17 protein-coding genes are annotated in these 17022 nt (G+C 64.7%); 13 read left to right on the forward strand and 4 right to left on the reverse strand.

What is annotated here, in order from left to right; genetic code table 11:
- The first annotated feature begins 107 nt into the window (after positions 1-107).
- The 12 genes from ACVW16_RS29150 (at position 108) to ACVW16_RS29205 (ending at position 11310) form a co-directional block, all read left to right on the forward strand.
- A complete protein-coding gene (locus ACVW16_RS29150) occupies positions 108-1394 on the forward strand; it encodes a DUF445 domain-containing protein (protein WP_456738073.1) in 1287 nt (428 codons plus the stop codon).
- Between the two features lie 187 nt (positions 1395-1581).
- Positions 1582-2352, forward strand: a complete 771-nt coding sequence (locus tag ACVW16_RS29155; RefSeq protein ID WP_456702459.1) for an esterase/lipase family protein — start codon at positions 1582-1584, stop codon at positions 2350-2352.
- Positions 2353-2574: 222 nt separating this feature from the next.
- The gene (paaX, locus tag ACVW16_RS29160) at positions 2575-3441 is read left to right on the forward strand and encodes a phenylacetic acid degradation operon negative regulatory protein PaaX (protein ID WP_456702460.1); all 867 of its coding nucleotides are present in this window, start codon (positions 2575-2577) and stop codon (positions 3439-3441) included.
- 77 nt (positions 3442-3518) lie between these two features.
- Positions 3519-4511, forward strand: a complete 993-nt coding sequence (gene paaA, locus ACVW16_RS29165; protein ID WP_456705217.1) for a 1,2-phenylacetyl-CoA epoxidase subunit PaaA — start codon at positions 3519-3521, stop codon at positions 4509-4511.
- 10 nt (positions 4512-4521) lie between these two features.
- Positions 4522-4809, forward strand: a complete 288-nt coding sequence (gene paaB, locus ACVW16_RS29170; RefSeq protein WP_008136594.1) for a 1,2-phenylacetyl-CoA epoxidase subunit PaaB — start codon at positions 4522-4524, stop codon at positions 4807-4809.
- Positions 4809-5585: a 1,2-phenylacetyl-CoA epoxidase subunit PaaC gene (gene paaC, locus ACVW16_RS29175; RefSeq protein ID WP_456702461.1), complete on the forward strand. Its 777-nt coding sequence runs from the start codon at positions 4809-4811 to the stop codon at positions 5583-5585. The genes paaB and paaC overlap by 1 nt, the downstream gene beginning before the upstream one ends.
- On the forward strand, positions 5579-6082 hold the full coding sequence (gene paaD, locus ACVW16_RS29180) for a 1,2-phenylacetyl-CoA epoxidase subunit PaaD (RefSeq protein ID WP_456702462.1): 504 nt from the start codon (positions 5579-5581) through the stop codon (positions 6080-6082). The genes paaC and paaD overlap by 7 nt, the downstream gene beginning before the upstream one ends.
- Before the next feature lie 59 nt (positions 6083-6141).
- Positions 6142-7224: a 1,2-phenylacetyl-CoA epoxidase subunit PaaE gene (gene paaE / locus ACVW16_RS29185; protein WP_456738074.1), complete on the forward strand. Its 1083-nt coding sequence runs from the start codon at positions 6142-6144 to the stop codon at positions 7222-7224.
- Between the two features lie 55 nt (positions 7225-7279).
- Positions 7280-7729, forward strand: a complete 450-nt coding sequence (gene paaI, locus ACVW16_RS29190; protein WP_456702464.1) for a hydroxyphenylacetyl-CoA thioesterase PaaI — start codon at positions 7280-7282, stop codon at positions 7727-7729.
- A gap of 28 nt (positions 7730-7757) precedes the next feature.
- Positions 7758-9089, forward strand: coding sequence for a phenylacetate--CoA ligase PaaK (gene paaK, locus ACVW16_RS29195; protein ID WP_456738075.1), 1332 nt, complete (start codon positions 7758-7760; stop codon positions 9087-9089).
- A 104-nt stretch (positions 9090-9193) separates the two neighbouring features.
- Entirely contained in the window at positions 9194-10198 is a 1005-nt protein-coding gene (locus ACVW16_RS29200; protein WP_456702466.1) for a quinone oxidoreductase family protein, read from the forward strand.
- A gap of 56 nt (positions 10199-10254) precedes the next feature.
- Positions 10255-11310 (forward strand): YeeE/YedE family protein, encoded by a 1056-nt coding sequence (locus ACVW16_RS29205; protein ID WP_456738076.1) that lies wholly within the window; start codon positions 10255-10257, stop codon positions 11308-11310.
- Here ACVW16_RS29205 and ACVW16_RS29210 read toward each other — a convergent pair.
- The gene (locus ACVW16_RS29210; protein ID WP_456738077.1) at positions 11289-12206 is read right to left on the reverse strand and encodes a DMT family transporter; all 918 of its coding nucleotides are present in this window, start codon (positions 12204-12206) and stop codon (positions 11289-11291) included. The two genes, ACVW16_RS29205 and ACVW16_RS29210, sit on opposite strands and share 22 nt — an antisense overlap.
- A 76-nt stretch (positions 12207-12282) precedes the next feature.
- Between ACVW16_RS29210 and pdxR the strand changes: the two genes are divergently transcribed.
- Positions 12283-13737: a MocR-like pyridoxine biosynthesis transcription factor PdxR gene (gene pdxR / locus ACVW16_RS29215; protein ID WP_456738078.1), complete on the forward strand. Its 1455-nt coding sequence runs from the start codon at positions 12283-12285 to the stop codon at positions 13735-13737.
- Between the two features lie 4 nt (positions 13738-13741).
- Here pdxR and ACVW16_RS29220 read toward each other — a convergent pair whose 3' ends face one another.
- Genes ACVW16_RS29220 through ACVW16_RS29230 form a run of 3 tightly spaced genes read right to left on the reverse strand, consistent with a single transcriptional unit; the run spans position 13742 to position 17006 of the window.
- The gene (locus ACVW16_RS29220) at positions 13742-14965 is read right to left on the reverse strand and encodes a bifunctional alpha/beta hydrolase/OsmC family protein (RefSeq protein WP_456738079.1); all 1224 of its coding nucleotides are present in this window, start codon (positions 14963-14965) and stop codon (positions 13742-13744) included.
- A gap of 25 nt (positions 14966-14990) precedes the next feature.
- Positions 14991-15650, reverse strand: a complete 660-nt coding sequence (locus ACVW16_RS29225) for a sulfite oxidase-like oxidoreductase (protein ID WP_456738080.1) — start codon at positions 15648-15650, stop codon at positions 14991-14993.
- A gap of 33 nt (positions 15651-15683) precedes the next feature.
- Complete coding sequence (locus ACVW16_RS29230) at positions 15684-17006, reverse strand: MFS transporter (RefSeq protein ID WP_456702471.1); 1323 nt, start codon at positions 17004-17006, stop codon at positions 15684-15686.
- Positions 17007-17022 lie beyond the last annotated feature (16 nt).

Here is a 17022-nt window from a genome sequence, read left to right on the forward strand (position 1 = left end):
GCGCCGCCGCCGTCATTGCGAGCGAAGCGAACCAATCCAGTCTGTCTCCTTGGAGAGACTCTGGATTGCTTCGCTTCGCTCGCAATGACGAGTACTGTGATCGCGTGATGACTCCACCGGCCACCTTCTCCTTCGACACCCCTGGCGATGCCGAACGGGCGGCTGAGCTGCGCCGCGTGAAAGCGCTGGCGACGCTGGTGCTGGCCTCGACCTTGACGCTGTTCGTCGCCGCGAAATGGCTGCTGCCGGTGCATCCCGTGTTCGGCTTCATCGCGGCCTTCGCAGAGGCCGCCACGATCGGCGGCCTCGCCGACTGGTATGCCGTGGTCGCGCTGTTCAGGCGGCCGCTCGGCCTGCCGATCCCGCATACCGCGATCATCCAGAGCAACCAGGCCCGGATCGCCGACAAGCTCGGCGAATTCATCCAGGTCCATTTCCTCGAGGCAGGGCCGGTGGAGGCCAAGCTGAAGGAGATCGATTTCGGCTCTTTCGTCGCCGACTGGCTGCGCGACCGCAAGCGCAGCGACGACCTCGCGCGCTTTGTGCTGCGCCTGCTGCCGGAAGCGGTGTCCGCGACCGAAAGCTCCGGCCTGATGACCTTCATCATCCGCCGCATGTCCTCGCAGCTTCAGGCGATCGACCTCGCGCCGCTCGCCGCCGGCACGCTGCGCGGGTTTGTTGCCGAGGGGAGGCACCAGATCCTGTTCGACGATCTCCTGCGCGTGATGCACGAGACGTTGAATCAGAAAGAGACGATGGCGATGATCCGCGAGAAGGTGCGCGCGGAGTTGCCGACCCTGCTCAATCTCTACCGCGCCGACAAGTTTCTGGTGAACAAGATCGTCTCGTCCGCCACCGCCTTCTTCAATGAGGTGCGCAGCGATCCCCAGCATCCGTTCCGCGCCGAGTTCGACCGCATGGTGTTGAGCTTCGTCGACCGGCTCGGCACCGACCAGGCCTATGTCGACCGCATCGACGGCTTGAAGCGCGACCTGCTGGCGCGGCCCGAGCTTGCCGATCTCGCCCGGACCGTCTGGGCCAATACGCGCTCTTTCATCGAGCGCAGCGCGAGCGGCGAGACGCAGGTGCTGCAGCATCACCTCGCCGGCATGTTCGTTTCGGCGGGCGAAGCGCTCGCCGGCGATGCCGAGCTGCGCGGCGAGATCAACATGGGCCTGGTGACGGTGCTGCGCAGGTTCGTGGCCGACCAGAAGAGCGGCGTCTCGACCTTCATCTCCGACCAGGTGAAGGCGTGGGACATGGCGCAGCTGATTTCGCTGATCGAGATCAACATCGGGCGCGACCTGCAATACATCCGCTTCAACGGTTCGCTGATCGGCGGGCTGGCTGGTCTTGCGCTCTACTCCATCGAATTCCTGCTGCGATTGTTGTGACTTTTGCGTCACGGCCGTTAGCATTAACGCGCGGGCCTATTGTCGCTTCGCCTCTCGCGCGCTTGAATGTGTGGAACCGGCCGCCTAGCTGATTCATGTTGCGCTGCGGAACGATCAAGACGCCGGCGTGTTGGAGTTCATGCCCATTGCCGGCATCGCGGCCGGCGCCTGTTCAGGGGAACCATTGATGACCGCTACAGCCCAGACGCTGCGTCCGCCGTCCCGGACTCTGATGCTTCTCGAAGGACGTGCGATCCACGAGTTCGGCGCATTCCTCGGCGCGCTACCGCTGCTGAGCCTGGCGCCGCGTGGCGACGGGCATCCGGTGCTGGTGCTGCCTGGCCTCGTCGCCTCCGACGGATCCACGCGCGCGCTGCGAACCTTTCTGACCAGCAAGGGCTATGCGGTCAGCGGCTGGCGCCAGGGACGCAACTACGGCCTCCGCGAGGGCGTGCAGCATGCCATGGTCGATCTTGTCGAGGAGCTCAACGACAAGCATGGCCGCAAGATCAGCCTGGTAGGCTGGAGCCTCGGTGGCCTCTATGCGCGCCAGCTCGCCAAGATGATGCCCGAGCGCGTCCGCCAGGTGATCACGCTCGGCAGCCCCTTCGCAGGCAATCCCCATTCGACCAATGCCTGGCGCGTCTATGAATGGGTGAGCGGGCGGAAGTCCGACGAGGTCGATCCGCGCTTCGGCGGCGAGCTCGCCGCCCCGCCGCCGGTGCCGACCACGGCCATCTTCAGCCGCACCGACGGCGTCTGCGCCTGGCAGGGCTGCATGGAGAAGACCGGCGCACAGACCGAGAGCATCGAGGTCGAGAGCAGCCATTGCGGCATGGGTCATCACCCCGCCGTCGTCTACGCCGTAGCCGACCGCCTCGCGCAGAAGGAAGGCCAGTGGCGCCCGTTCGATCGCAGCGGCTGGCGCAGCCTGGTGTATCCCGATCCGCATCGGTGATCTCTCTTCTTCGCCTCTCCCGCTTGCGGGAGAGGCCGACACGCTCGCAGAGCGTGGCGGGTGAGGGTTGTTTCCTGTTGGGGATTGTCCCGTTGCGGAGACACCCTCCCAACCCTCTCCCGCAAGCGGGAGAGAGAGCCCAGTGCCGATGCCGCCGCATCGTGAGAGGCACCCGCCGCTCCCTCATTGTGGCGGCCGCACCAAACGCGCTATGCCTCGCCCATGGCGCATCCGCTCTCTCGCATCATCGATCAGCTCAAGCGTGAGCCGTCACGCACCGGCTCCATCGTCATCACCATGTTCGGCGATGCCATCGTGCCGCGCGGCGGGTCGGTGTGGCTCGGCACGTTGCTGGCGTTTTTCGAGGGCATCGATATCGATGGCAGCGTGGTGCGAACGGCGATGTCGCGCCTGGCTGCCGATGGCTGGCTGACGCGCGAAAAGGTCGGCCGCAACAGCTTTTACCGCCTCGCCGAGAAGGGCCGCGAGACATTCGAAGCGGCGACACGCCACATCTACGATCCGCCGCCGTCGAACTGGACCGGTCGCTTCGAGTTGCTGCTGATCGGCAATGGTGAAGACCGTGATGTCTCACGCGAGGCGCTGCGAAATGCCGGTTTCGGCAGCCCGCTGCCGGGCGTGTGGGTGGCACCATCAGGCGTGCCGGTGCCGGAGCAGGCCGCAGGGGCCATCCGTCTCGAGGTCTCGGCCGAGGATGACAATGGGCGTCGACTGCTCGGCGCGAGCTGGCCGCTGGGGCGCACCGCCGATGCTTATCTGAAATTCATGAAGACGTTCGAGCCGTTACGCGCCGCGATCGCGCGCGGCACGGATTTGTCCGAGGCCGATGCGTTCACCGCGCGCATTCTGCTGATCCACTATTACCGCCGCGTCGTGCTGCGCGATCCGCTGCTTCCCGAGAGCCTGCTGCCGGCGGATTGGCCGGGCAAGGCGGCCCGCGAACTCTGCGGCGAGATCTATCGGGCGCTGCTTGTCCCGTCCGAACAATGGCTTGATAGCCATGGAACCAATGAGAAGGGCGCGTTGCCGGCGGCGCGAAAGCTCCTGGAAAGGAGATTCGGCGCCTGATTTTTATGTTACAGAAATATCTTGCATGACTTAAATTCTGTTATATATTGCTTCCCAACGAGACGGGAGGAATGCGCATGTATACCCAGGCGCTGAACATGGCCGAGAGCGATGATCGCGGTCTCGAGGATGCGGCCAAGGCTGCGCAGTTCCAGGCCCGTATCGATGCCGAAGAGCGCATCGAGCCGAACGACTGGATGCCGGCGGCCTATCGCAAGACGCTCACCCGCCAGATCTCCCAGCACGCCCATTCCGAAATCGTCGGCATGCTGCCCGAAGGCAACTGGATCACGCGCGCGCCGACCCTGCGCCGCAAGGCCGCGCTGCTCGCCAAGGTGCAGGATGAGTGCGGCCACGGGCTCTATCTCTACGCCGCGGCCGAGACGCTCGGCACCTCGCGCGAGGAGCTCGTGGACGCCATGCTTGCGGGCAAGGCCAAATACTCCTCCATCTTCAACTATCCGACGCTGACCTGGGCCGACATCGGCACCATCGGCTGGCTGGTCGACGGCGCCGCGATCATGAACCAGATCCCGCTGTGCCGTTGCTCCTACGGCCCCTATGCGCGCGCGATGATCCGCGTCTGCAAGGAGGAATCGTTCCATCAGCGCCAGGGTTACGAGATCATGCTGACGCTGTGCCGCGGCTCGGACGAGCAGAAGGCGATGGCGCAGGATGCGCTGAACAGGTGGTGGTGGCCGGTTCTGATGATGTTCGGTCCGCCGGACGCCACGAGCCAGCACAGCGACACGTCGACGAAGTGGAAGATCAAGCGTTTCTCCAATGACGAACTCCGGCAGAAGTTCGTCGATGCCACGGTGCCGCAGGCGCAATATCTCGGCCTCACCATTCCCGATCCAGGCATGACCCAGGATGCCGAGGGCCACTGGCGCTACAGCGGGATCGACTGGACCGAGTTCAAGCAGGTGCTCGCCGGCAACGGCCCTTGCAATCGCGATCGCATGGCGGCGCGCCGCAAGGCGCACGATGAGGGCGCCTGGGTGCGCGAAGCCGCTGCCGCCTACGCCAGCAAGCGCGCACAGCGTCAGACCGCACAAGCCGCGGAATAAGGAGATCGATATGGCCACCCCGAATACGCCGCTGTGGGAAGTCTTCATTCGCAGCCGCAACGGGCTCGCGCACAAGCATGTCGGCTCGCTGCATGCGAGCGACGCCACCATGGCGCTGCAGGCTGCCCGCGACATTTACACCCGCCGCGGCGAGGGCCTGTCGATCTGGGTCGTGCCGTCAACCGCGATCACCGCCAGCGACCCCGCCGAGAAGGGCATGATGTTCGAGCCGGCGGAATCGAAGATCTACCGGCATCCGACGTTCTACGAGGTGCCGGAAGAAGTGGGGCATATGTGATGCCGGTTGCCAACATCGACGTCTCCGAAACACCGCTGGTGCTCTACGCGCTGCGCCGTGCCGATGACGCGCTGATCCTCGGTCACCGCCTGTCGGAATGGTGCGGGCATGCGCCGATGATGGAAGAGGACATGGCGCTCTCCAACATCGCCCTCGACCTGATCGGCCAGGCGCGCGAACTGTACACCTACGCCGCCAAGGCCGAAGGCGGGGACAACGACGAGGACAAGCTCGCGTATTTGCGCGATGTCAGGCAGTACCGCAATCTGCTGCTGGTCGAGCAGCCCAATGGCGACTTCGCCCAGACCCTGGTGCGGCAGTTCTTTTACTCCGCCTTCGCCGATCTTTACTGGCGCGCGATGATGAATTCGCGCGACGCGACGCTCGCGGCCATTGCTGCGAAGTCGGAGAAGGAGAGCGCCTATCATCTGCGTCATGCCTCGGAATGGATCATCCGCCTTGGCGATGGCACGGATGAGAGCCACGCGCGCGCTCAAGGCGCGATCGATCATCTCTGGGCCTTCACCGGCGAGATGTTTGCCGTCGACGACGGCGAGCGCGCCCTGATCGAGGCCGGCATTGCCGTCGATCCAGGCACGCTGCGCGGCCGTTGGATGACGACGCTGTCCGATGTCGTGAGCGAGGCAACCCTGACGCTGCCGCAGAACGACTGGATGCAGCAGGGCGGCCGTTCCGGCCGGCACAGCGAGCACCTGGGCCATCTGCTGTCGGAGTTGCAATCGATGCAGCGCACGTTTCCGGGGCAGACATGGTGACGGTGCTCGATCGCGACAGCGAGCTGCGCCGGCGAGCCTGGGATGCTGCGGCGGGCGTGGTCGATCCTGAGATCCCCGTGCTGACCATCGCCGATCTGGGCGTGCTCCGCGATGTCATTGTTGACGGCGACCATGCCGAGGTCGTGATCACGCCGACCTATTCGGGCTGCCCGGCGATGAACATGATCGCGCTCGAAATCGAGATCGCGCTGGAGCGCGCCGGCTTCCGTCGCCCGAAAGTACGCGCCGTGCTGTCGCCGGCCTGGACCACCGATTGGATGAGCGAGGAGGGCCGTCGGAAGCTGCGCGCCTACGGCATCGCACCGCCGCAGGCTTCAGGTTCGCGCCGCGCACTGTTTGGTGAGCAAGCCGTCGCGTGTCCGCAATGCGGCTCCGAGAAGACCGAGCTGTTGTCGGAATTCGGCTCGACCTCCTGCAAGGCGCTGTGGCGGTGCAAGTCCTGCCGCGAACCGTTCGACTACTTCAAGTGCCATTGAGGCGCACGATGCCAACCCGACCGCAATGACGGCTGTGGCTCAAATCTAGGGTATTCGAGATGTCTGCAGCCCCACCGCGCTTCCATCGCCTGGCCGTCAACGATCTCCGCCGCGAGGCGTCTGATGCCGTCTCGATGACCTTCGCCATCCCCGGCGAACTCGCGGGCGACTACGCCTTCACGCCCGGCCAGTATCTCACGCTCCGCACCATGCTCGATGGCGAAGAGGTGCGTCGCTCCTATTCGATCTGCTCCGGCCCCGATGATGGCGAAATCCGTATCGCGGTGAAGAAGGTCGACGGTGGCGCGTTCTCGAGCTGGGCGGCGGACGAGCTCAAACGCGGCGACGAACTCGATGTGATGACGCCGACCGGCCGCTTCGGCGTGCTCCCGCCTGATGATGCCGGACGCATCCATGTCGGCTTCGCCGCGGGCTCGGGCATCACGCCGATCCTGTCGATCGTCAAGGGCGTCTTGACGCGCGAGCCCGACAGCCGGTTCTTCCTGTTCTACGGCAACCGTACCACGGACAACATCATGTTCCTCGAGGCGCTCGAGGAGCTCAAGGACCGCTTCATCGACCGCCTCTCGATCTTCCACGTCATCTCCGGTGAGGAGCAGGACATTCCGATCCTGCATGGCCGGCTCGATGGCGACAAGGTGAGGGTGCTGCTGCGCTCGCTGGTACCGGCCGCAAGCGTCGATCACGTCTTCGTCTGTGGTCCCTCGGGCATGAGCGAAGACATCGAGGCGACCTGTCGCGATCTCGGCATCGCCGACGACCGCATTCACGTCGAACGCTTCGTCTCGGAGTTTGGCGGCAAGCCGCGGCCGAAGAAGGCCGTTGCGCCCGACGCGCCCCCGAAGGCGATCGCCTCCCTGATCATGGACGGCAAGCGCCGCGATGTTCCGGTCGCCGAGGACGAGGCGATCCTCGATGCCGCGCTGCGCGCCGGCGTCGATTTGCCCTTCGCCTGCAAAGGCGGCATGTGCTCGACCTGTCGCGCCAAGCTGGTCGAGGGCGAGGCGCCGATGGACCTCAACTATTCGCTGGAACCCTGGGAGCTGAAGGCCGGATTCGTCCTCACGTGCCAGGCCAAGCCATCGTCCCAGCGCGTCGTGGTCGACTACGACCACGTTTGACAGTGTTGACCATCAGGCAGAACATCATGTGCAAGCAATTCGCCGGGAGAAGCGCGTGAACGTCAAAGCCGCCCTGTCGCCTGAGGATGTTGCCCGCGCCTGCGCTGAGGCGATGTGGGCGGAGGACGATGCCTCCAAGGGACTTGGAATGGAGATCGTCGAGATCGGTCCGGGCTTTGCGACGCTCGCCATGACGGTGCGGCCCGACATGGTCAACGGCCAACGCATCGCCCATGGCGGCTTCATCTTCACGCTCGCCGACTCCGCTTTCGCCTTTGCCTGCAACTCGCACAACGATCGCGTTGTTGCGGCGCAGGGCCAGATCAGCTTCATCAAACCTGGCAAGCTCGGCGACCGCCTGGTGGCGAAGGCGCGCGAGGTCACGCGCGGCGGTCGGTCCGGCATCTATGACGTGCGCGTCACGGCCGGCGATACCGTCGTTGCTGAATTCCGCGGGCATTCGCGTGTCGTTCCCGGCACATGGCTGCCGCAGCAAGACAAATGACAGAACGAACCGATGTGGGGAAACGAGAATGGCTCTGACCAGGCGCAAGGAAGGTGGTAACACCTATCGTGCCGAGATGGATGCGCAGGAGCGCGCGTCGCGCGACGAGATCATGGCGCTGCAGAAGCAGCGGCTGGCCTGGTCGCTCCAGCACGCCTACGACAACGTCGCGCATTATCGCACGGCCTTCGACAAGGCGGGCGTGCATCCAGCCGATTTTCACGAGCTCTCCGATCTCGCGAAGTTTCCGTTCACGGTGAAGACGGATCTGCGCGATAACTATCCCTTCAACATGTTCGCCGTACCGCGCGAAAAGCTGGTGCGCGTGCACGCCTCTTCGGGAACGACGGGAAAGCCGATCGTGGTCGGCTATACGCAACGCGACATCGACACCTGGTCGGAGGTGATGGCGCGCTCCATCCGTGCTGCCGGCGGCCGCACCGGCATGATCATCCACAATGCCTACGGCTACGGTCTCTTCACCGGCGGGCTCGGCGTCCATTACGGCGCCGAAAAGCTCGGCTGCACGGTGGTGCCAATCTCCGGCGGTATGACCGAGCGGCAGGTGCAGCTCATCAACGACTTCAGGCCTGATATCATCACGGTGACGCCGAGCTACATGCTTGCGATCCTCGACGAGTTCAAGCGCCAGAAGCTCGATCCGCGCCAATGCTCGCTCAGGGTCGGCATCTTCGGGGCCGAGCCCTGGACCAATGCGATGCGCAGCGAGATCGAGGACGCCTTCGACATGGATGCCACCGACATCTACGGCCTCTCCGAGGTGATCGGGCCGGGCGTCGCGCAGGAATGCATCGAGACCAAGGATGGGCTGCACATCTGGGAGGACCATTTCTATCCTGAAGTGATCGACCCGGTAACGGGTGCGGTGCTGCCGGATGGCGAACAAGGCGAACTGGTCTTCACCTCGCTGACCAAGGAAGCGTTCCCGGTGATTCGTTACCGCACCCGTGACCTGACGCGGCTGCTGCCGGGCACGGCGCGCCCCGGCATGCGGCGCATGGAGAAGGTGACGGGCCGCTCGGACGACATGATCATCTTGCGCGGCGTCAACTTGTTTCCGACCCAGATCGAAGAGGTGCTGCTCGCGACCGACTGGTGTGGTGGACACTTCATCCTCGAACTGACCCGCGAAGGCCGCATGGACGAGCTGACCATCATCGCCGAGGCGCGACCCGAAAGCTGGGACGGCCGTGGTCTGATCGACCATGCCGACCGGATCTCGACCCATATCAAGAACACGATCGGCATCAGCTCGAGGGTGCAGGTGGTTGCGCCCGCCACGCTGGAACGCTCGCTCGGCAAGGCCAAGCGCCTCTATGACAAGCGGCCCAAGGACTGACTTGACGGACTGACTTGACGGACTGACTTGACGGACTGACTTGACCGATTGACTCGACCGCCTCCAGAGGCGACAAGGCCCGCGAGAAATCGCGGGTCTTTTTCATGTCGCCATCCGATAGCAAAACCGTCGAAGCGCGTTGCGTGCGCCTCAATGCCAAGGCAGAGAGCGCCGCGGCGGTTACGCCCGTGGTCGAGCAACATAGGCTGAGCCGTGGCCCGAACGACCTGCTGATCGAGGTGAAGGCGGCCGCGGTCAATCCGTCCGACGTCAAGGCCGCTACCGGCCTGATGCCCTATGCGGTGTTCCCGCGCACACCTGGCCGTGACTATGCCGGCATGGTGATCGATGGCCCGGCCGGCACGATGGGCCGTGAGGTGTTCGGCTCTTCCGGCGATCTCGGCATCCGCCGCGATGGCAGCCATGCCAGCCATCTCGTGGTCGAGGCGGATGCGGCGGTGGAGAAGCCGAAGGCGCTGTCGTGGGAAGAAGCTGCCGGCATCGGCGTGCCCTTCGTCACCGCGATGGAGGGCTTTCGCCGTGCCGGCGTGCCGAAGAGTGGCGAGACGGTTCTCGTGTTCGGGGTCAATGGCAAGGTCGGTCAGGCCGCGGTGCAGATCGCAACCTGGCACGGCGCACGCGTCATCGGCGTGGTGCGCAAGTCCGAAGCCTATGAAGGCCACGGCAATGCGCCGATCGAGGTGATCGACGCCTCTGCGGTCGACGTCGCCGCGCGCGTGCGCGAATTGACCGGCGGCAAGGGCGCCGACATCGTCTTCAATACCGTCGGCGATCCCTACTTCCAGGCTGCGCACAAGTCGCTCGCGTTGCGCGGCCGTCAGATCCTGATCGCCGCGATCGACCGCATCGTGCAGTTCAACATCCTCGAATTCTATCGCGGGCAACACACCTATGTCGGCATCGACACGCTTGGACTGTCCTCGGCTGCGACCGGCGCGGTGCTGCGTGAGCTCGGCCCCGGCTTTGCGAGCGGTCACCTGAAGCCGTTCCCGATCAGGGCGAATGCGATCTACCCATTGCAGCGGGCGAAGGAGGCTTATGCCGCCGTTGCCGGGTCGTCGCGCGATAGGGTAATCATGCGGCCATGAAGCTCGTCATTGCGCTCGCAATGACGGGAGAATGGCGAGAGGTCTGAGAACGATCAATGGAATCCACCCATCCCGTCATCCTCGCCGGCTTCGTTATCGGCCTCGTCTATGGCTCCGTCGGCCTGCTCAGCGGCTTCTGCCTGATGAGCAGCATGCGCGACTGGTTGGCGGAGGGAGACGGGCGGCTGGTCCGGTCTTATGCGTTGGCGATTGCGGTGGCGATTGCGGCGAGCCAGTTCCTCGCCGGCGCCGGCATGGTCGATCTCGGCAAGTCGATCTACCTGCAACAGACCTTTTCGCTGCCTGTGCTGTTCCTCGGTGGCCTGCTGTTTGGTTATGGCATGGTGCTGTCGAACGGTTGCGGCTCGCGGGCGCTGGTGCTGCTGGGCCGCGGCAATCTCCGCTCGTTCGTCGTCGTGACCGTGCTTGCCATTGCCGCGCAGATGACGCTCAAGGGCCTGATCGCGCCGGCTCGCATTGCGCTGGTTCAGGCTTCGCAAACAACTGTGAACGTCAATTCGTTGCCCTCAGTGCTGGCGACGCTCGGTCTCGCTGAGGGGGCTTCGCGAGCTTTGGCCGCAGCCGTGATCGCCTTCGCGCTGATCCTGTTTGCCTTCGCGCATACGGCGTTCCGCCGCTCTCCGGGCCAGATCGCGGCCGGGGTCATTGTCGGTCTGCTCGTCGCCGGCGGATGGTACGTGACCGGCTATGTCGGCGCCGACGATTTCAATCCCGTCCCGGTCACCTCGCTCACCTTCATCGCGCCGATCGCCGATAGCCTGCAATACGCCATGCTCTCGACCGGCCTGACGCTGAACTTTGGCATCGCGACGGTTGGTGGCGTTCTTGCCGGCAGCCTCGTCACTGCGCTCGTCACTGGCCGCTTCAGGCTCGAAGGCTATTCGTCGCCGCGCCACATGCTGCGCTCGGCCGGCGGCGCCGTGCTCATGGGCATCGGCGGCGTGATGGCGTTTGGCTGCTCGATCGGGCAGGGACTCACCGGCGTGTCGACGCTCGCGCTGGGCTCCTTAGTTGCGGTCGCCGGCATCGTGCTCGGCACCGCGGCAGGTCTGCGCGGCAGCTTGCGCGTTCAACCGCTCGCGGTCGCCTGACGGCGCAGCAGCCGGTCGCCCAGCGTCGCCAGGCCGATGCCGGTGACGATCAGTGCCGCGGCGGTGACGAGGCTCCTGTCGATCGGCTCGCCCAGCAGGATCGCCGCGCTGGCAATACCGACGAGCGGCGTCGCGGTGGTGCCAAGCGCCGTGGTCAGCGCCGAGATGTTCTTGTTGACCATCGACATCGCCCAATAAGCGAGCGCAGTCCCGATCAGGCCGGAATACAGGAACAGCAGGACAAGCTTCCACGACCATGCCGCATGCGGCAGGCCATCCACGACCATAGCTGACACTGTCAGCACGATCGTCGCCACGAGCACCTGCCAGATCAGGAGCTGGAGCGGGGATGCGATCCAGCGGTGCGCGCGGATATAGATGATGTTCGCAGCCCAGGAGATCGCGGCCAGAATGACCATGCCGGCACCGAGCACGACGTTGCTGTTGGTCCAGTCGATCGACGCCGGGTTGAGGATCACGGCAAGCCCGATCAATCCCAACAGGGCGCCGGCAAGCTTCGCCAGGGTCAGCGTATCCTTTCCGAGCAGAGGCGTCGCGATCGCGACCCAGAGCGGCGTGGTGTAGCCGAGCACGACGGCCTTGCTCGCGGGCAGGAAGCGCACACCGGCCGCAACCAGCACGGAGAATATCGTCATGTGCAGCAACGCGACGCTGAGCACCACCGGAATATCGCGCCGCTCCGGGATCACCAGATTGTTGCTCAATCCGAGGATCACGAACAGTCCAGCCAGGGCGATCCAGCTGCGGATCGCCGAGGTCCACAGCGGCGGAAGGAATTGAACGATCTGCTTCGTCATCGACCAGTTCACGCCCCAGGCCAGCACGACGATGAGAAACAGGCCGATCGCCGCACGGGGTGACAGGGAAGAGTTCATCGCAAAATCCTTGAAGCAGTCCGGTCCGGTGGATAGCATCTCGCCTGGCACCCGAAAAAGTGCCAGATCGGAGAAGATGAAGGTGCCAGTTTCGGAGAGCATGATCGCCGGCCTGGTCGAACTCGACCGGGCTGATGAAGAGGGGTTGGTGGCGCAATTGACCGGCCAGCTCCGAAGGCTGATTGCGGCCGGGCGCCTCGCCAAAGGCAGCGCGCTGCCGTCGAGCCGCCGGTTTGCGAGCGAGCTTGGCGTCTCCCGCAACACCGTGACTTATGCATTCGAGCAGCTTGCCGCTGAAGGGTATCTCGAGGCGTCGCACGGACGTCGTCCCGTGGTGACAGTCGATGGCGGTGAGCGCTTTGCAGCGGCGCGCGGGGGCGGCTCGAGCCTCCGTCCCGGCAAAGTGCCGCTGTCACCCTGGGCATCGAAGCTCACGCAGACCGACTGGCCGATGTCCTACCAGGCGCCGCTCAAGCCGCTACGTCCGGGGCATGGCGATGCGCGCGAGTTTCCGAACGAGGTCTGGGCGCGCTGCCTGCGCCGCAGCGCCGTGCGCGCTGCCAGACGAGAGCTTGGCCCGGTCAACCGAATGCGCCTGCGTGAAGCGCTGGCGCATTATCTGGCGGCCAGCAGAGGCGTTCGCGCCACAGTGGACCAGATCATGATCCTGCCGAGTGCGCAGGCCGCACTGACGCTGATCGCGGCCGTGCTCATCACGCCAGGCGATGAGGTCTGGGTCGAGGATCCCGGCTATCCCGGTGCCGCAGCCGCCTTCCGTGCGTCGGGCGCGCGGGTGACCGGCATCGGGCTCGACGAGCAGGGCATGCAGCGAATGCCGGGAATGACGGCGCCCAAGCTCATCTTCGTGACGCCCTCGCACCAGCATCCGACCGGGCGGTTGATGTCGCTGGCGCGCCGGAGCGAGTTCCTGAGGTCGAGCAGGCCCGGCAAGACATGGATCATCGAGGACGACTACGATGGCGAATTCCATTATGACAGCCGTCCGGTGCCGGCCCTGCAGGGACTCGATGTCCACGGCCGCGTGTTCTACGTCGGCACGTTCTCGAAGGCGATGACGTCGGATATCCGGCTTGGTTATCTCGTCGCGCCGCCGGCGCTGGTCAGTGCCCTGGAGATTGCGCAGCGGCACATCGGGTTGATCGCGTCCAGCCACATTCAGGAGGCGCTCGCCGAGTTCGTTGCCGACGGGCATTTCCTCGCGCATCTGCGCCGGATGCGCCGGCTCTATCGCCTCAGGCGCGATCATCTCGTCGCGGGGCTGGAGCGCCATCTCGGCGAGGTGCTCTCGATCGAGGTGCCCTCGGGCGGTATCCAGCTCGTCGCGCGTCTCAGGCGTGGTCGCGCCGATCAAGCGGTGGTCAGGCGGTTGGTCGATGCAGGCGTCGAAACCCGGGCACTATCCAGTCTGGCGCTGGGACGGCCGCGTGATCATGGCCTGCTGCTCGGCTTTGCGGCCTGGCGCGAGAGCGAGATCAGCGCGGCGCTGCGGACGATGGCGTCGTGCTTGTAGCGCGCTAGTCCACGGCCCTGGTCACGATGCGGATCTCCGAGGTCAGGGTCCGGTGCACCGGACACTTGTCGGCGATCTCCATCAGCTTGTTGCGTTGCTCGGCATCGAGCGCGCCGTCGATCGCGATATCGCGCTCGATCTGGTCGAGCATGCCGTCCCGCGTCTCGCACTCCGCGCAGTCCTTGGCGTAGATTTTCGAATGCTTCAGCGTGACGGTGACGCGATCGAGCGGCAGCGATTTGCGGTCCGCATAAAGGCGCATGGTCATGGAGGTGCAGGCGCCGAGGCCGGCAAGCAGGAAATCATAGGGCCCTGGACCCGCATCCTCGCCGCCGGCAGCCACCGGCTCGTCCGCCACGAGATGATGAGGTCCGACCGTGATGATCTGGTTGAACTTGCTTTTGCGGGTCTCCCGCACCACCACCTTGCGAGGTTCTTCCGGAAGATCCACCGCTTTGACCGGATTTGCGATGTCGATGTAGCGGCTCGCCCAGGCAACGATCACGTCCGCGGCGTAGAGCGCATCGGCGGGTTTCGTCAGGAGATGATCGGCGTGATCGAGCGAGACGAAGCTCTTGGGGTGCTTCGCCGCAACGAAGATCCTGGTGGCATTATCGATGCCCACGGTATCGTCGACTGGAGATTGCATGATCAGCAGTGCTTTATGGAGATCGGTGACGTCCTTCATCAGCGCGTGCTCGACGATGTCGTCGAGGAATTCGCGCTTGATCCGGAACGGGCGACCTGCGAGCGAGACGTCGACCTCGCCCCGTGTGCGGATGTCGTCGAGATGCCCGCTGAACAGGCCGGTGACGTGCGCGGGATCGGACGGTGCGGCGATCGTCACGACTGCCCTCGCCTCCGGAATCTTTCCCGCGGCTGCCAGGATCGCGGCGCCGCCAAGGCTGTGACCGATCAGGATCGACGGCGCGTTGCGGGTCGCACGCAGATGATCGGCGGCGCGCACGAGGTCGGCGACATTCGAGGAGAATGTCGAATTGGCAAAATCACCTTCACTCGAGCCTAAACCCGTGAAGTCGAAACGCAGCACCGCGATGCCCCTGGCGGCAAGCGCGACCGAGATGCGCTTGGCTGCCAGCGTGTCCTTGCCGCAGGTGAAACAGTGCGCGAACAGCGCATAGGCCGCGGGCTCGCCGTCCGGCAGTTCCAGCGCGGCCGCGAGCTGATGGCCCGCTTCGCCGGTGAATTGAAAGCGTTCCGTCGGCATGGGCCTTCCCCGTGTTTGCTTGAACCTAATCGCTCGAGTAGCGCTGTTCGGCCCAGGGATCGCCGCGGTTATGGTAGCCGCGGACTTCCCAGAAGCCCGGTGCGTCGTCGGTCACGAATTCGATCGCCTGGAGCCACTTCGCGCTCTTCCAGAAATAGAGATGCGGCACGACGAGCCTGACAGGGCCGCCATGCTCGTCCGACAGCTTCTGGCCGGACCAGCTATGGGCAAGCAGCGCGTCCTCGGCAGCGAAATCCTCCAGCGCGAGGTTGGTGGTGTAGCCGTCATAGCAATGCAGCACGACGAAGCGCGCATCGTCGCGCGGCCGACAGGTCGCCAGCAGCTCGCGCGTGGCGAGCCCCTCCCATTCATTGTCGTAGCGCGACCATGTCGTGACGCAATGGATGTCGGAGGTGAAGTGATCCTGCTTCTGCTCGGCAAACTCGGCAAAAGTCCAGAACAAAGGCTGCTCGATCGCGCCGTAGACGTCGAGCCGCCAGCGCTCGCGCGAGACCGGCGGCAGGACACCGAGATCGAGCACCGGCCAGTCTTTTGTCAGATGCTGGCCGGGCGGTAGCCGCTGGTCCTCGGGTCGGGTGATCCTGCCGGTGAGGAAGCGGCCCTGGCGCGCCCATTTCTCCTTGGTGCGCGTCAGCTTGCTGTCGGATGGCGTCTCGTCGGCCATATTCAACTCGTGAATGGGCTACTCGTGAACGGGCTATTCGTGGCGGTGCATCGCGGAGGCGTGCTTGGTGTCCCGCATGGTGGAATAGATGATCAGCGACAGGAAGATGATTCCGGCGAGATAGTAGTAGAACCACTGCTCGTGTCCCATGGTCTTGAAATAGAGCGCGATCGCAGGCGCCGTGCCGCCGAAGAGCGAGACGGTGATCGCATAGGGCAAACCGACGCCGAGAGCGCGGACATTGGTCGGGAACAGCTCTGCCTTCACCACCGCGTTGATGGAGGTGTAGCCGGCAACGAACAGCCAGGCGCAGCAGATCAGGATGAACGCTGTGAATGGCGACTTGGTCTCTTTCAGCGTCATCAGCAGCGGTACGGTTGCTAGCGTGCCGGCGACGCCGAAGAAGATCAAGAGCGGCTTGCGGCCGATCTTGTCGGAGATCGCGCCGTAGACAGGTTGCAGGATGGTCGCGAAGATCAGCGTGCCGAAGATCACGAAGGTGGTCTGGTCCTCGGTCAGGCCGACCGAGAGCTTGACGAAGGTCTGCATGTAGGTGGTGAAGGTGTAGAACGCCGCGGTGCCGCCGGCGGTCAGGCCGACCACGAGCAACAGCTCGCGCGGATAACGCAACAGATTGGTGAGGGAGCCCGTCGGCTTCACGACCTTCTTGGCTTCCTCGAACGCCTCGGTCTCATGCAGGCCGCGCCGCATCACGGCTGCGAATATCGCGAGCGCCGCGCCGATCGCGAACGGGATGCGCCAGCCCCAGGCCTTCAGCTCCTCGGGCGTGAGGAAGACCTTTTGCAGGAGCAGCAGCACGATGATCGCGGTGAGCTGGCCGCCGATCAGCGTGACGTACTGGAAGCTCGAATAAAAGCCGCGATGCCTGGGATCGGCGACCTCGCTGAGATACGTGGCGCTGGCGCCGTATTCGCCGCCGAGGCTGAGGCCCTCGATGACGCGGGCGAGCGCCAGGATCACCGGCGCGGCAAAGCCGATCGTTGCATAGGTCGGCGTCAGCGCGATGATCAGCGAGCCGAAGCACATGAACACCACTGACAATGTCAGCGAGATGCGTCGGCCGAAATGGTCGGCGAGGTAGCCGAAGAACCAGCCGCCCAGCGGTCGCATCAGGAAGGTTGCGGCGAAGACCACGGCGGCGTTCAATTGCTGCACCACGGGATCGTTGCCGGGGAAGAAGGCCGGGGCGAAATACAGCGCGAACGCCGTATAGGCGTAGAAGTCGTACCACTCGACGAGATTGCCGATCGAGCCGATGAAGATCGCCTTGATCCGCCGCTTGGCGTCGGCAATGTCGATATGGTCGGAGGCCGGTTGGGTGGCTAGCTCTGTCACGTCCGGCCTCTCTGCG

The sequence above is a fragment of the Bradyrhizobium sp. USDA 4474 genome, assembly GCF_054057515.1.

Bases quoted from the DNA above. Each gene is read 5' to 3' on its own strand.
- ACVW16_RS29155 (WP_456702459.1), top strand. From the start codon at position 1,582: ATGACCGCTACAGCCCAGACGCTGCGTCCGCCGTCCCGGACTCTGATG.
- ACVW16_RS29225 (WP_456738080.1), bottom strand. From the start codon at position 15,650: ATGGCCGACGAGACGCCATCCGACAGCAAGCTGACGCGCACCAAGGAG.
- ACVW16_RS29210 (WP_456738077.1), bottom strand. From the start codon at position 12,206: ATGAACTCTTCCCTGTCACCCCGTGCGGCGATCGGCCTGTTTCTCATC.
- pdxR (WP_456738078.1), top strand. From the start codon at position 12,283: ATGAAGGTGCCAGTTTCGGAGAGCATGATCGCCGGCCTGGTCGAACTC.
- paaC (WP_456702461.1), top strand. From the start codon at position 4,809: ATGCCGGTTGCCAACATCGACGTCTCCGAAACACCGCTGGTGCTCTAC.
- ACVW16_RS29205 (WP_456738076.1), top strand. From the start codon at position 10,255: ATGGAATCCACCCATCCCGTCATCCTCGCCGGCTTCGTTATCGGCCTC.
- paaB (WP_008136594.1), top strand. From the start codon at position 4,522: ATGGCCACCCCGAATACGCCGCTGTGGGAAGTCTTCATTCGCAGCCGC.
- paaK (WP_456738075.1), top strand. From the start codon at position 7,758: ATGGCTCTGACCAGGCGCAAGGAAGGTGGTAACACCTATCGTGCCGAG.
- paaE (WP_456738074.1), top strand. From the start codon at position 6,142: ATGTCTGCAGCCCCACCGCGCTTCCATCGCCTGGCCGTCAACGATCTC.
- ACVW16_RS29200 (WP_456702466.1), top strand. From the start codon at position 9,194: ATGTCGCCATCCGATAGCAAAACCGTCGAAGCGCGTTGCGTGCGCCTC.
- paaX (WP_456702460.1), top strand. From the start codon at position 2,575: ATGGCGCATCCGCTCTCTCGCATCATCGATCAGCTCAAGCGTGAGCCG.
- paaD (WP_456702462.1), top strand. From the start codon at position 5,579: ATGGTGACGGTGCTCGATCGCGACAGCGAGCTGCGCCGGCGAGCCTGG.
- ACVW16_RS29220 (WP_456738079.1), bottom strand. From the start codon at position 14,965: ATGCCGACGGAACGCTTTCAATTCACCGGCGAAGCGGGCCATCAGCTC.
- ACVW16_RS29150 (WP_456738073.1), top strand. From the start codon at position 108: ATGACTCCACCGGCCACCTTCTCCTTCGACACCCCTGGCGATGCCGAA.
- paaA (WP_456705217.1), top strand. From the start codon at position 3,519: ATGTATACCCAGGCGCTGAACATGGCCGAGAGCGATGATCGCGGTCTC.